The organism is Paenisporosarcina quisquiliarum (genome assembly GCF_027563315.1).
Taxonomy (GTDB): domain Bacteria; phylum Bacillota; class Bacilli; order Bacillales_A; family Planococcaceae; genus Paenisporosarcina; species Paenisporosarcina quisquiliarum.
The window spans coordinates 1-13,886 of record NZ_JAMKBJ010000023.1; the positions used below are offsets into that span (position 1 = coordinate 1).

Annotated in this window: 14 protein-coding genes, 1 tRNA gene and 1 rRNA gene; 12 read left to right on the plus strand and 4 right to left on the minus strand. The window is 40.2% G+C overall.

Annotated elements, in window-relative coordinates; all coding sequences use genetic code 11:
- Positions 1-76, plus strand: a 5S ribosomal RNA gene (rrf, locus tag M9R32_RS16140); the annotation flags it as partial.
- Positions 77-587: 511 nt separating this feature from the next.
- Here the strand turns inward: rrf and M9R32_RS15815 are convergent.
- The gene (locus M9R32_RS15815; protein WP_269927698.1) at positions 588-2,039 is read right to left on the minus strand and encodes an S-layer homology domain-containing protein; all 1,452 of its coding nucleotides are present in this window, start codon (positions 2,037-2,039) and stop codon (positions 588-590) included.
- Positions 2,040-2,255: 216 nt separating this feature from the next.
- On the opposite strand from M9R32_RS15815, the gene M9R32_RS15820 reads away from it, so the two are divergent.
- From M9R32_RS15820 to tsaD, 5 genes are all read left to right on the plus strand, one after another.
- Positions 2,256-2,331: transfer RNA gene (locus M9R32_RS15820), tRNA-Asp, on the plus strand.
- A gap of 152 nt (positions 2,332-2,483) precedes the next feature.
- The gene (tsaE, locus tag M9R32_RS15825) at positions 2,484-2,936 is read left to right on the plus strand and encodes a tRNA (adenosine(37)-N6)-threonylcarbamoyltransferase complex ATPase subunit type 1 TsaE (RefSeq protein WP_269927699.1); all 453 of its coding nucleotides are present in this window, start codon (positions 2,484-2,486) and stop codon (positions 2,934-2,936) included.
- Positions 2,933-3,640, plus strand: coding sequence for a tRNA (adenosine(37)-N6)-threonylcarbamoyltransferase complex dimerization subunit type 1 TsaB (gene tsaB / locus M9R32_RS15830; RefSeq protein WP_269927700.1), 708 nt, complete (start codon positions 2,933-2,935; stop codon positions 3,638-3,640). The genes tsaE and tsaB overlap by 4 nt, the downstream gene beginning before the upstream one ends.
- Positions 3,637-4,092: a ribosomal protein S18-alanine N-acetyltransferase gene (gene rimI / locus M9R32_RS15835; protein ID WP_269927701.1), complete on the plus strand. Its 456-nt coding sequence runs from the start codon at positions 3,637-3,639 to the stop codon at positions 4,090-4,092. The genes tsaB and rimI overlap by 4 nt, the downstream gene beginning before the upstream one ends.
- Positions 4,089-5,108, plus strand: coding sequence for a tRNA (adenosine(37)-N6)-threonylcarbamoyltransferase complex transferase subunit TsaD (gene tsaD / locus M9R32_RS15840; RefSeq protein WP_269927702.1), 1,020 nt, complete (start codon positions 4,089-4,091; stop codon positions 5,106-5,108). The genes rimI and tsaD overlap by 4 nt, the downstream gene beginning before the upstream one ends.
- 337 nt (positions 5,109-5,445) lie before the next feature.
- On the opposite strand, the gene M9R32_RS15845 is transcribed toward tsaD, so the two are convergent.
- Positions 5,446-7,377 (minus strand): ABC-F family ATP-binding cassette domain-containing protein, encoded by a 1,932-nt coding sequence (locus M9R32_RS15845; protein WP_269927703.1) that lies wholly within the window; start codon positions 7,375-7,377, stop codon positions 5,446-5,448.
- A gap of 124 nt (positions 7,378-7,501) precedes the next feature.
- Between M9R32_RS15845 and M9R32_RS15850 the strand changes: the two genes are divergently transcribed.
- The 3 genes from M9R32_RS15850 to tatC all read left to right on the plus strand — a co-directional run bounded on the left by M9R32_RS15850 (position 7,502) and on the right by tatC (position 9,219).
- Positions 7,502-8,158 (plus strand): redox-sensing transcriptional repressor Rex, encoded by a 657-nt coding sequence (locus M9R32_RS15850; RefSeq protein ID WP_269927704.1) that lies wholly within the window; start codon positions 7,502-7,504, stop codon positions 8,156-8,158.
- Between the two features lie 62 nt (positions 8,159-8,220).
- Positions 8,221-8,418 (plus strand): twin-arginine translocase TatA/TatE family subunit, encoded by a 198-nt coding sequence (gene tatA, locus M9R32_RS15855; protein ID WP_269927705.1) that lies wholly within the window; start codon positions 8,221-8,223, stop codon positions 8,416-8,418.
- A gap of 21 nt (positions 8,419-8,439) precedes the next feature.
- Positions 8,440-9,219: a twin-arginine translocase subunit TatC gene (gene tatC, locus M9R32_RS15860; protein ID WP_269927706.1), complete on the plus strand. Its 780-nt coding sequence runs from the start codon at positions 8,440-8,442 to the stop codon at positions 9,217-9,219.
- A 32-nt stretch (positions 9,220-9,251) separates the two neighbouring features.
- Here the strand turns inward: tatC and M9R32_RS15865 are convergent, their stop codons facing one another.
- Positions 9,252-9,983, minus strand: coding sequence for a CPBP family intramembrane glutamic endopeptidase (locus M9R32_RS15865; protein ID WP_269927707.1), 732 nt, complete (start codon positions 9,981-9,983; stop codon positions 9,252-9,254).
- 195 nt (positions 9,984-10,178) lie between these two features.
- On the opposite strand from M9R32_RS15865, the gene groES reads away from it, so the two are divergent.
- The 3 genes from groES to M9R32_RS15880 all read left to right on the plus strand — a co-directional run bounded on the left by groES (position 10,179) and on the right by M9R32_RS15880 (position 13,165).
- The gene (groES, locus tag M9R32_RS15870) at positions 10,179-10,463 is read left to right on the plus strand and encodes a co-chaperone GroES (protein ID WP_269927708.1); all 285 of its coding nucleotides are present in this window, start codon (positions 10,179-10,181) and stop codon (positions 10,461-10,463) included.
- Between the two features lie 31 nt (positions 10,464-10,494).
- Positions 10,495-12,123 (plus strand): chaperonin GroEL, encoded by a 1,629-nt coding sequence (groL, locus tag M9R32_RS15875; RefSeq protein WP_269927709.1) that lies wholly within the window; start codon positions 10,495-10,497, stop codon positions 12,121-12,123.
- Between the two features lie 421 nt (positions 12,124-12,544).
- Positions 12,545-13,165 carry a YdcF family protein gene (locus M9R32_RS15880; RefSeq protein ID WP_272508384.1) on the plus strand — a complete coding sequence of 207 codons (621 nt, stop codon included), beginning with the start codon at positions 12,545-12,547 and terminating at the stop codon, positions 13,163-13,165.
- Positions 13,166-13,379: 214 nt separating this feature from the next.
- Here the strand turns inward: M9R32_RS15880 and M9R32_RS15885 are convergent, their stop codons facing one another.
- On the minus strand, positions 13,380-13,568 hold the full coding sequence (locus M9R32_RS15885; RefSeq protein ID WP_269927710.1) for a hypothetical protein: 189 nt from the start codon (positions 13,566-13,568) through the stop codon (positions 13,380-13,382).
- Positions 13,569-13,886 lie beyond the last annotated feature (318 nt).

A 13,886-nucleotide genomic window follows, 5' to 3' on the forward strand; every position in this document is an offset into this window, starting at 1 on the left:
CGAACACGGAAGTTAAGCTCTTTAGCGCCGATGGTAGTTGGGGGTTTCCCCCTGTGAGAGTAGGACGTCGCTAGGCAAAGTAAAAAACCGGTACCTTTCGAGGTAGCGGTTTTTTTGTGTTCTTTTTAAGGGTTTGAACAGGAGCGTAGCGGAAAAAAGACATTAAAGGTTTTATGGCTACCTTGTGTTTTAAACCCGAACCCCAAATGGGAGCCATTCCACTATCCTTGAATGGCTCTTTACTGTTGGAGAGGGACTCTTTAGAGTATTTCGATTAATTAGGCATCGGTTGGTTCAGCAAGTGAACTTGCGAGTGAGACGGCTTTGAGCGATAAAGTGGCTTATATGAGCGATAAATCCTCCGAGTGAGCGATAAATTCCCAGTATGAGCGATAAACACCGTCAAATGAGCGATAAAAATAGGAAAGCAACTTTTAATGATAAAAACTGTCTCAAAGACCAACTTGACTTGTTATATGAGATTACCAATCTAACACTCCGTTCTCGCTAACGGCACTTTTCCTCTGAGGAGAGGAAAAAATACAATACAAAAAAGCCTTGCAGACAATTATCTGCAAGGCAAATTATTATTTAATGTATTTTGAAGCAATGTAGCCATAGTAAGTCTTGCCATTTTGCTCCGCTTTGACAGGATACCATGCAAAAGTTTTGGGAGAATTCGTTTTTTCGTCATAAACAAGACCTCCAAGGATGGTAATTTGGTCTTTAGACGTGATATTCGCTAGTTCTTTTAATGAAGTTCCAGGAGATGGACGTAGTCGACCATCATATCGCGCTGTATCGTCTCCAGCTTCGAACATTTCTTTCGATAAAATTCTGTCAGCTGCAGCGACTTCATAATGCATTTTTTGGAAGTTGATATTCGCTGTTGAATTTTTATCGTATTGGAAATCAGTTGTTCTCATGCCCTTGGGACTAAGATTAACATTCGATAATTCATAGGCTGAATACAATAAACTGAAAACGCCTTCTTGATAAGCAACAGTGTTAGTTAGACCACTATCTTGGTAGAGTGGACTGTTTTTAGGTTTAATCCCGTTGTAAGCCATTACTGCAAAGTACCAGCTTTGCAATTCTTCTCGCTTCATTTCACCAATTGATGGCAGATTTTTATTTATGAAGTTCGTGTTCAACATTTCTACTCCAGCATATATGTTGTACGCAAGATCAGATTTTAATAAGTCTACATTGTATCCAGCGGTAGTTGTGATTTGCATCAATCCAATTCCACCATCAGGAGCCATTACAGGGGTGCCATCCAGATTAAATTGTTTCCACTGTCCACTTTCTTTTGTAGCGACTGATTTAACAATTTCCGGTGGAATTCCTACTTTGAGCGCTTCTCGTGTCAATAAGCAGTTAACTGTCTGTCTGTCTTGTTTTTTGCTCTTTGGTTCATACCCGCAAACATTAACAGGTAACTTGAAGTTCTTATCCGCAGGGTTTAAAGCACGTGCCAGTAGAGAAGAAAATTCACTACGGGTCAATTTTTTAGATGGTTTGAATGTTCCATCCGTATAGCCTTCAGTAACACCCGCAGCTAACAACTTGCGGATGGCAGAGTAAGATTTAGTGTTGATTGATATATCTGAGAAAGAAATGACCTCTTCTTCCTTTAATTCAAAAGCCCTGGCGATAATTAATGCCATTTGGCCGCGGTCAACAGTGGCAAATGGATTGAATTTCCCATTGCTACCTTGGATGATTCCTAAGTCAGCGGCTGACTGGACTGCACCTGAGAAGTCATGAGTTATATTGACATCGGGGAAATCAGTATCTCTTGGCTTTGTATCCAAATCTAACGCTCTAGCAATCATTAAAGCAGCTTGTGCACGTGTAACAGTATCATTCGGTCCGAAACGTCCGTCCCCATATCCATTAATTATTCCTTCATTAGATAAATACATGATCTTGTCAGCACCAGTTTTCACATCCGTAAATCCTTCTGCATTCGCTTGTCCAACGTTTGCTGTTAAAATCAGAACAAACGAAAATAGTAATACATAAATCTTCTTCACTCATATCCTCTCCCTCTATGAATAGAATAACAAAATTGGAATATAATTGGTACATTTATTATGTATTGCCGCTTAGTTCTTAAAGGTTTTATAGTCCTAAATTCAGTGATTAGTAAGTACTTATAAGAAATTTAAAAAACTTTTAAACTTTTTTCGAAAAAGTATTGTAATATTTTCATACATTGGTATAATAAATCTTGTCGTTAAATATTATGTGGTCCCGTGGTGTAGCGGTTAACATGCCTGCCTGTCACGCAGGAGATCGCGGGTTCGATTCCCGTCGGGACCGCCATTATCTAAAATTATCAATCCGCAAAGAAAGGAAACTTTCTCTGTGGATTTTTTTGTATCATAAAAAACAAATCGCATACGCTGTTACAAATAAAGTGAAGTATTGCGGTGGATTCGGTACACTAGAGAAAACATCAGTGAGGGATTAACTATATGACTTATATAAAAAGAGTCACATCACTTGAAGAAACGGAACAATTCGGCCAGCGTTTAGGGTCGCTTGTAGAAGCACAAGATGTGATTACACTTGAAGGCGATCTTGGTGCAGGCAAGACGACTTTCACAAAGAGTTTTGCAAAAGGCTTAGGCGTAGAACGTAATGTGAACAGCCCAACCTTTACGATATTAAAGCAATACGAAGGCAGGTTACCTTTTAATCATTTGGATGTTTATCGCCTTGCTGACAGTGAAGAAGATTTAGGCTGGGATGAATTGTTTTACGGAGATGCCGTGACGGTGATTGAGTGGGCAAAGTTGATTGAAGATGATTTGCCGAATGAGCGTTTACAAATCGAAGTTTTTTACGAAGATGAATTTGCTCGACGTTTTGAAGTTACACCAATAGGTGAACGTTATGAGCAATTATGTAAGGAGTTATTTGCATGATATGGTTAGGAATCGATACATCGAATGTGCCATTAACGATCGCTGTGGTCAAAGATAATCAGTTATTGGTTGAATGGACAAGCTCGATAAAAGTAACGCATTCAGTAGGGGCTATGCCTGCTGTAGAAGAAGCCTTAAGACAAGCAGACATTAAACCGAATGAACTGGATGCCATCGCAGTGGCAGAAGGTCCTGGATCCTATACAGGAGTCCGTATTGGTGTCACGATAGCTAAGACGTTGGCTTGGACGCTAAAAATACCCGTTGTTGGAGTATCTAGTCTTCAAACGCTAGCTGGCAATGGTTCACTTTTTAAAGGCATCATTTGTCCGATTATGGATGCTAGAAGACAGAACGTGTTTTCAGCTATTTATACGAATGAACTGGATGCTACATTGCCTGATGGACATTACGCATTGGATGTTTTGTTGGAACAGCTGGCTGCTACAGAAGAAGATATCTTATTCGTCGGCAAAGATGTAGCCATTCACTGGGAAGCCATTCAACAAGTTTTAGGGGAACGTGCCATTCGCGCACCATTTTATCATGACTTACCTAAAGCCTCTGTCGTAATTGAACTTGCGATGAAGAAACCTCTTCCTTCTATAGAAGAGACGCATCATTTTGTTCCCGATTATAAGCGGATTACGGAAGCTGAAACGAATTGGCGTGCGGAACAGCAAAAGGCTGGTCAAAACGAATGAGTGAATCTGTCAGCTATAGAAAAATGACGGTTGCCGATATCGATGGCGTCTTGAAAATCGAACAGGAAGCATTCAGTCTTCCTTGGACTCGTGATGCGTTTGTTCAGGAGATGACAACAAACTTGCATGCCTACTATTTAGTGGCGGAAGATCAAGGCCAACAAATTGTAGGGTTTTGTGGGATGTGGCTCGTCATGGATGAAAGTCATATCACAAATGTGGCAGTGACTGAGCAGGTGAAAGGCCAAGGAATCGGAGAAGGGCTTATGCGTGAAGCGATTCGAGTGGCAAAAGAAAATGGGGCTGTACTTATGACTTTGGAAGTAAGAGTCAGCAATACGATTGCTCAAAATTTATATCGTAAATTAGATTTTCAAAATGGTGGAATCCGTAAAGGTTATTATTCAGATAATCTTGAGGATGCACTGGTAATGTGGGTGGAATTCAAATGACGAAAGATCAAATTATATTAGGTATTGAAACTAGCTGTGATGAAACCGCAGCATCGATTGTGCGCAATGGACGTGAAATTATATCCAATGTTGTATCCTCTCAAATCGAGAGCCATAAACGCTTTGGAGGCGTGGTCCCGGAAATCGCTTCTCGTCACCATGTGGAGCAAGTCACCATCGTGATTGAAGAGGCGTTGAAGCAAGCGAACATGCAACCGAGTGATTTGGATGCTGTAGCCGTTACGGAAGGACCAGGACTTGTTGGTGCGCTACTGATTGGTATTAATGCGGCGAAGGCATTTGCATTCGTACATCAACTACCTCTCGTTGGGGTTCATCATATTGCTGGACATATTTATGCCAACCAATTAGTTGAGCCGATGCAGTTCCCGTTATTGGCACTTGTCGTATCAGGTGGTCATACGGAAATTGTGTTAATGAAAGAACATGGATCTTTTGAGCTAATCGGGGAAACACGTGATGACGCGGCAGGTGAAGCGTATGACAAAGTGGCAAGAGTATTGAAGCTACCTTATCCAGGTGGGCCACATATTGACCGGCTTGCGCATGAAAGCGAAGAAGCCATTGATTTTCCACGAATCTGGTTAGAAGAAGGGTCGTATGATTTCAGCTTCAGCGGATTGAAGTCATCGGTCATCAATTATATGCACAATGCCGAACAGCGTGGGGAAGAGATAAAGCCTCAGGCAGTTGCGGCAGGATTCCAAAACAGTGTGGTAGAAGTGCTTACAGCGAAGACATTGCGTGCAGCGAAGCAATATAACGTCAAGCAAGTCATCGCAGCTGGTGGGGTTTCTGCAAACAAAGGCTTGCGAAAATCATTGGAAGATACTTTTGCAAAAGAAGGCATACCGTTTACCGTACCACCTCTGTTTTTATGCACCGATAATGCCGCAATGATTGCTGCGGCAGGCTCTGTTATGTTCGAAAAAGGCCATACGAGTACGATGGCAATGAACGGCAGACCGGGTATGACATTATTCGACTGGAATTAAGAAGAATCGATTCTCTTATTATAGAGAATCGATTCTTTTTTTAGCAAAAATGATTTACGATGTCAATAGAGAACATCTGTACTTATGCACATTTTGTGGACAACTTGTGTATAAGTGACTGGAATTCAATATATAGTGGTACGTTTAACGTGAAGGAATGTGTATAAAAACTTTTTCGCCTGTGGATAGTGTGTATAAGTCTGTTGATAGATTGATATATCAACCTTTTGCATGTGAATAAATTTGTGGAAAGAAAAATGTCGAAAATTGCACTTGACCCATATATATGGGGATTAAATAGTAAGAAAATACCGCATGTTTTGACATGCGGTAACAGTTAAAATGCTTCTAATTCTTCTTCGAGTTCTACCCATTCGATCATGAAGGTTTCTTGTTGTTCTTTATAAGCATCGAGCTCAGTCTGAAGAGCCAATAATTGCGTATGATCCTGGAATATGGCCGGGTCACATAACTTTTCTTCCACAGCGTTAATTTGTTCCTCGATGGTTTGTAATTGCGTTTCGAGTTCTTCCAAGCGTCTTGTAATTTGTCGCTCTCTTTTCTTAGCTTCTTTATCGATGGTGGAAGTAGATTGCTTCGCAGCGGCAGCTTCTGCTGCTTTCGGACCTGCTTGCTCCGCACGAATTTCTTCTAATTCTTTTTTCTTCTCGACGTAGTAATCGTAATCCCCTAAATATTCAAAGGCACCGTCACTCGATAACTCAATGACTTTGGTGGCAATCCGATTAATAAAGTAGCGGTCATGGGAAACGAAAAGAATTGTTCCCGGATAATCGATCAGCGCATTTTCGAGTACTTCTTTGCTGTCGAGATCCAAATGGTTGGTTGGCTCATCGAGAATTAACGTATTGGCTTTTAGCATCATCAGTTTCGCTAAAGCAACACGAGCTTTTTCTCCACCTGATAAGGAAGAAATAGACTTGGTTACGTCGTCGCCACTAAAGAGGAATCGGCCTAACACATTGCGAACATCTTTCTCATTCATTAATGGCCACTCATCCCATAATTCTTTCAGTACGGAGCGAGATCCCGTCAATTTTGCTTGTTCCTGATCGTAATAACCGAATTGAACATTGGTGCCGTAGTGAATGGAGCCGTCTATTGGGGGAATATCTTTGACGACTGTTTTCAGTAAAGTCGATTTCCCAACACCGTTCGGACCGACCAAAGCGATACGGTCTTCCCGGAATACGCGAAGGTTAACATCCTGAGAGACGGGCTTACCGGAGTAACCGACCGTGACGTCCTGTAATTTCAATACGTCATTGCCACTTTGACGATCAATGGAAAATCCGAAATTCGCCGATTTTTCATCTCCGTCCGGCGAATCCATCCAATCCGTTTTCTCCAAGACTTTGCGACGTGACTGTGCCATTTTCGTAGTGGACGCACGTGCCAGGTTTCGTTGGACGAAATCTTCAAGCTTTGCTTTTTCTTCTTGTTGTTTATCAAATGTTTTCAAATCACGTTCGTACGTTTTGGCCTTTTCATCCAAGTAGGCACTGTAGTTCCCTACAAAACGTTTTACTTTATGACGGGAAACTTCATAGACAAAGTTCACCACTTGATCAAGGAAGTAACGGTCATGGGAAACAATCAAGATTGCACCTGGATATCCTTGTAGGTAACGTTCCAGCCAGCTGAGTGTATCAATGTCCAAATGGTTGGTTGGCTCATCCAAAATCAGTAAATCGGGCTTCGTTAACAATAGTTTCGCCAATGCCAGACGGGTTTTCTGTCCACCTGATAACGATTGAATGGGTTTAGAGTATTCTTCCGGGAAAAATTGCATCCCGTGAAGGACGGAGCGGGTATCTGCTTCATACTGATAGCCACCGGAGTCTTTGAATGCTACTTGTTTCAAATCATAGTCAGACATGATGCGTGCATAAGATTCCGCATTCTCATAGATGTCGGGATTCGCCATTTGCTGTTCCAAGGAACGCAGTTCTTTTTCCGCTGCACGGTGATGGTCAAAAATCGTCATCATTTCGTCCCAAATCGTCAAAACGGAGTCAATGCCTGCATGCTGCTCCATATAACCGACTTTTGTTCCTTTAGGAATGATGATTTCTCCAGAGTCGTATGACATTTCACCTGCTATAATTTTAAGGAGTGTCGATTTACCGGCACCGTTACGTCCGACTAATGCCACACGGTCACGATGGTTAATTTCAAGTTTGACGCCGCTTAGAATTTCATCGACGACAAACGATTTATGTAATTGATTCACTTGTAAGACAATCATGAATTCCACCTCAGTTCTCACTTAGTTTAATGGATGCCAGTAACTCATGCAACGGCTGAACTTTACTTCTCTCAACTACTCATGTAAGATGAAATCGATTTATGCTTGAATGCAGGAGGAACGCATGAAACAAGAACCGCTTAAAATTCCACAAGCTACAACGAAAAGATTGCCTCTCTATTACCGGTTTATCCAAAACTTCTCGAATGCGGGGAAGAAAAGGGTATCTTCGCAGGAACTGAGTGAAGCAATGAAAATAGATTCAGCAACCATCCGCAGGGACTTTTCACATTTTGGTGCATTAGGGAAAAAAGGCTATGGCTATGATGTACAACACCTGCTGGCATTTTTCCGTCAAACGCTCGATCAGGACGAAGAAACGAATGTCGCATTAATTGGTGTTGGAAGCCTAGGTACTGCCTTCTTGAAATACAACTTCCATAAAAATCATAATACCCGAATCGTTGTGGCGTTTGATACAAGTGCAACGGAAGATGGGATGATGCTAAGCGACATTCCGGTCTTTGAGCCTAGTAAGCTAGAAGAAAAAATACAGGAATATGGAATCGAGCTGGTCATATTGACCGTTCCGTCACGTGCTGCGCAGGAAGTTACCGACCGATTAATGACAACATCTGTGAAAGGGATTCTGAACTTTACTCCGGTCAGACTGACAGTTCCCGATTCGATCCGTGTCCATACAATCGATTTGTCAGTAGAGCTTCAAACACTGATTTACTTCATTAAACAGGACGAAGAAACGTTCACACATAATTCATAGAAGCAATTCGCAAACCAAGCCTAAATGCGTTAAAATAAACATAGACACGAGGAGGTGCCTACATGCCTACAGGTCCATTAAGTATTTTATTGATTGTGGTAGTGGCTTTACTTGTATTCGGTCCGAAAAAGCTTCCTGAACTAGGACGAGCATTCGGTAGCTCGCTTCGCGAATTCAAAAATGCTACACGAGGTCTAGTCGATGACGACGAAGATGACGATCTAAAAAAGAAGAAAAAGTTAGATGAAGAAGTTAAGTAAGTACGTTAGGGTGTTTTTCTGATGGAAGAAAGAGACATGACTACAGTTGAACATATTATTGAATTAAGAAAACGACTGATGATCATCGTCGTTTTCTTTGTTATAGCAGTGATTATCAGCTTTTTCATGGCTGGGCCACTGATACAGTTTTTGCAAGTAAGTGAAGAAGCACGAGACATATCACTGAATGCATTTAAAATTACGGATCCTTTTAAAATCCTCATTTCCGTAATGATGGTGTTGGCAATTGTGATGACATCCCCAATCATTTTATATCAAGTGTGGGCATTCATCTCTCCAGGACTTTATCAAAAAGAGCGAACGGCAACATTAAGCTATATTCCATTTATCTTTTTGTTATTTATCGCAGGTGTTTCATTCTCCTACTATGTTGTTTTCCCATTCGTTATCCATTTCATGGCGGACTTAGCGACGGATTTGAACATCGTACAAACAATCGGAATTAATGAATACTTCGAATTCCTATTTCAATTGACCATTCCATTCGGTTTTGTTTTCCAAATGCCGGTTGTCTTACTATTCCTGACACGGTTAGGGATTTTGACACCGATGATGCTGACGAAGTATCGCAAGTATATTTACCTTGTGCTTGTAGTTGTTGCGGATATTTTAACGCCTCCGGATATTATGTCGCACGTTTTGGTAACACTTCCACTGCTCTTACTGTTTGAATTCAGTATCGTTATAGCCAAGATTGGTTATCGAAAATATATCAAGGCAGAAGCTCTTCAACAAATTGAAGAAGCGAAACGCCAAAACGAAAGCCTTCCACCGCAGTAAATGGTGGAAGGCTTTTTGTTGATTCTTTTTGATTATTGAGAGTTAGATAGTGTTTCAAGATACTTTTGATAACGTTCAATGTTTTCGATATTTAGTTGAATCAATACGACAAACCCGTTCAACAGCATATGGGCGATAATTGAAGTTAAAATTCGTCTAGTTTTATAGTACAAGAATGCGAATATAAATCCTGATACAGCATAGAGTAGAAGGTGTGTGAAATCGAAATGGATGATCGCAAATACGATGGCACTCACTGCACCAGCAATAAAGAAATTTGTTTTTTGGACAAGGTTACCGAAAATGACCCGTCTGAAAATCAGTTCTTCAAGGATCGGCGCAAACAACGCAATTGCAAAAATGGCCATTGGCACGGCTTCTGCAATCTGTATAAGTGACGCGGTGTTTTCCGATTTCTGCTCGATGCCAAACGACCGTTCAATCAGGGAAGCAATGGCTTGTCCGAAGAGTACCATAAAGAAACCGCCAATTCCCCAAAGAATGGATACAGGAAGGGAGCTTTTTTTGCCCTTCAGATTATTTAAAAATGCTCCATCTTTTCGAAGGATAAGAAAAACAATAAGTGTGGCAATTGCCATGCTTAGGAATACCCACCAGCCACTTGCCAATAACTTAGCTTGCTCAACTTCCATGCCTTCCCGATCTTTTAAATAGCTAAAAATGAGGGGAGCAAATAGGGCTCCAGACAATTGCATTAAGATGTAAATCAATATGAGATAAAACGCTGTTTTGTTATTTTTCACAAATAGGATCCTTTCATCAAAAGAAGTTCTTTTCCTATTGTATTGTTTTTTGAGATTCCTCGCAAAGAATACAAAAAATCTGTATGTTCCCACTTGCAAAAATGTGGGTGATTCATTATGATAGGAATTGTGTTAGCACTCAAGAACAGAGAGTGCTAATAAATACATTACTACCATTCAGGGAGGTTGTTTCACTTGTTAAAACCATTAGGCGATCGTATCGTAATCGAATTAATCGAAGCTGAAGAAAAGACAGCATTCGGTATCGTACTTCCAGACTCTGCTAAAGAGAAGCCACAGGAAGGGAAAGTTGTTGCTGTAGGAACTGGTCGTGTACTTGATAACGGCACACGTGTTGAGTTAGATGTGAAAGAAGGAGACAAAATCATCTTCTCTAAATACGCAGGTACTGAAGTGAAATATGAAGGTAATGAATTCTTAATTTTACGTGAAAACGATATTTTAGCAATTGTAGGCTAATACTTAAACATATTTTAGGAGGGTTTACAAAATGGCAAAAGAAATTAAATTCAGTGAAGACGCACGTAGCTTGATGCTTCGTGGTGTAGATAAATTGGCGGACGCTGTAAAAGTAACGCTTGGACCAAAAGGACGTAACGTTGTTCTAGAGAAAAAATTCGGTTCACCACTTATTACAAATGATGGTGTAACGATTGCAAAAGAGATCGAACTTGAAGATCCATTTGAAAACATGGGCGCTAAGCTTGTAGCTGAAGTTGCTTCTAAAACAAATGAAATCGCTGGTGACGGTACGACGACTGCAACAGTTCTTGCACAAGCAATGATTCGTGAAGGTTTGAAAAACGTAACAGCTGGTGCTAACCCAGTCGGTATCCGTAAAGGAATCGAAAAAGCGGTTGCTGCAGCAGTTACTGAACTAAAAGAAATCTCTAAAGAAATCGAAGGCAAGGAATCGATTGCTCAAGTAGCATCTATTTCTGCTGCTGACGAAGAAGTAGGTCAATTGATTGCGGAAGCAATGGAGCGCGTTGGTAACGACGGCGTTATCACAATTGAAGAATCTAAAGGTTTCACAACTGAGCTTGATGTAGTGGAAGGTATGCAGTTCGATCGCGGATACGCATCTCCTTACATGGTGACAGATTCAGAGAAAATGGAAGCTGTTTTAGAAAATCCATATATCCTAATCACAGACAAAAAAATCACAAGCATTCAAGAAATCCTTCCAGTATTAGAGCAAGTGGTTCAACAAGGTAAACCATTGATCCTAATTGCTGAAGACGTTGAAGGCGAAGCTTTAGCTACATTAGTGGTAAACAAATTACGTGGAACATTCAATGCAGTAGCTGTAAAAGCACCTGGATTCGGTGACCGTCGTAAAGCTATGTTGGAAGACATCGCTGTTCTTACAGGTGGCGAAGTCATCACTGAAGAACTTGGTTTAGACTTGAAGTCTGCTAACATCTCACAATTAGGTCGCGCTGCGAAAGTTGTGGTAACGAAAGAAAACACAACAATCGTTGAAGGTGCTGGCCAACCAGAAAAAATTACGGGTCGCGTAAGCCAAATCCGTTCACAATTAGAAGATACAACTTCTGAATTCGATAAAGAAAAACTACAAGAACGTTTAGCGAAACTTTCAGGTGGTGTTGCCGTAATTAAAGTCGGTGCAGCAACTGAAACAGAACTAAAAGAGCGCAAACTTCGTATTGAAGATGCTTTGAACTCTACACGTGCAGCAGTTGAAGAAGGTATCGTTTCTGGTGGTGGTACGGCACTAGTTAACGTATACAATAAAGTAGTAGAAGTAACTGCAGATGCAACAGGTGACGTGGCAACTGGTGTGAAAATCGTTCTTCGCGCACTTGAAGAGCCAGTTCGTCAAATCGCAAACAACGCAGGTCTTGAAGGTTCAATCATTGTAGATCGTCTGAAACGTGAAGAAATCGGTATCGGTTTCAACGCAGCAAACGGTGAATGGGTGAACATGATGGAAGCGGGTATCGTGGATCCAACTAAAGTTACTCGTTCTGCACTTCAAAATGCAGCATCTGTAGCAGCAATGTTCTTAACTACTGAAGCAGTAGTAGCCGAAATTCCAGAGAAAAACCCAGGCGGCGGCATGCCTGACATGGGCGGAATGGGCGGCATGATGTAATTCTTTCCAACTAATAAAGAGAGAAACCTTGAGGTATAAAGGTTTCTCTCTTTTTCTTTTGAATTATTATTTTTGTTTGCTTGTAACATGCTCATATTCTGGAAAAGAATTGCTTTTTTACCTGTTAACTGGTGATTATAAGCATTATAATTACAGTATCAGAAGTGAAAATTTTACAAGCCTTTTGTCAAAGTCATCGTTATCTTATTATCGACAGTAAGAAACTCGTATATACACGAAGGAATTAGCTCAGTCAACAAGTGGGGGCATCCGCGTCTCATTTCGCTTTCTCTTGTATATACACCCTCACACAAAATTTTTACACACTCAAATTAATACAGTAATGCTGTTACATGATGCTATTACAGGCTGATAAAGATAATAGTGCAGTGAACGAGTTAATCAATTGTCGAGGTGAAATATGTTAATAAATATCTCTCAGTTAGAACCTAATAAACTTACTGACCTACAAATGACCGAACTCATTTATAGTAATTTAGAAGATGATAACAAGAATGGTGATTGCATTCTTGTTCCAGGTAGTAATAAGGCCGTGGAATATCGCTTACCAAAAGCTATACAACTTTATAAACAAGGTAGAGCAAATAAGATTTTATTTTCAGGCGGAGTAATCTGGGAAGGTAACAAGTTAACAGAAGCACAATTATTAAAAGAGAAAGCTATAGAACAAGGGATACCAGAAGAGGACATAATAGTGGAGGATGTATCACTGCATACAAAAGAAAATGTTCTTGCTTCTTTGCTAGTCTTGGATAGAGCTTTTTATTTACATAATATAAAGAGAATAATTGTTGTTACCACAAATTTTCATATGCGTAGGTTCCATTTAACACTAAAAACGTTTATGCCAGATTGGATAGAATATTCTCTGTGTACAGTTAATGACCAAACAACCAGGGAAGATAACTGGTTTAATTATCCTTACGGCAGGAAAAGAGTAGAGATGGAATCGGGAAAACTAATAAATTACGTTAAACAAGGGATTATTATAGATGATAAGGTTGAAATATCTAAAGAATAGGTGACAATAGACGAAATACAGTTTGTTTTCTACAGAATACAAAAAAAGAAATCCCTTTAAAAGTGGATTTCTTTTTTTTAGGGCGATCCATTAAGACGATTAAATTTAGCAGATTCTTATAGTGGAATTGATGTGTGGATAGATTATATAAACCTCACGCTGTAAATCAAGAAAACCCTCTGAGATATGAGGACGAGGTCTTCTGATGAGAAAATTAATGCATACCTTTCCATTCTCCTTGATTTTTGGATGCTTTTTCTTTTTTAGCCTTTTCTTTTTTAGCTCGATTAGCATTTGCACTGCCACTGCCAAATTCTTTGGAGAATTCTGAGTCTGTTTTACTGGAGTCAAAGCCTTGTTTATTCTTCTGTTCTGCATCATTTTTCTTAGTTCGTTTCGCCATAAATATCACTCCTTTTTTTTCAGTATGAGAAATGAAAGTAGAAATATACGCACTAGCTTTTAGCTGGTGTTTAATTTCCTTTATGGTTAAAACAATTTTTCTTTCAATTACCGTATAAGTTTGAATTTATTTTTAAAACTATGTTATATATGACACTTAATCTCTAAACTGTTAATTTATTGTAGTGGAAGGCGGCGACTCCAGCGGGAAAAGCGTGTCCAGGTGAGACCCCGCAGGCGCTTGCGACGAGGAGCATTCCTGTTATGAAACCAAACAGGTTCTTGAAATAAAAAAAGACCTCTTGTATGATGCATGAGT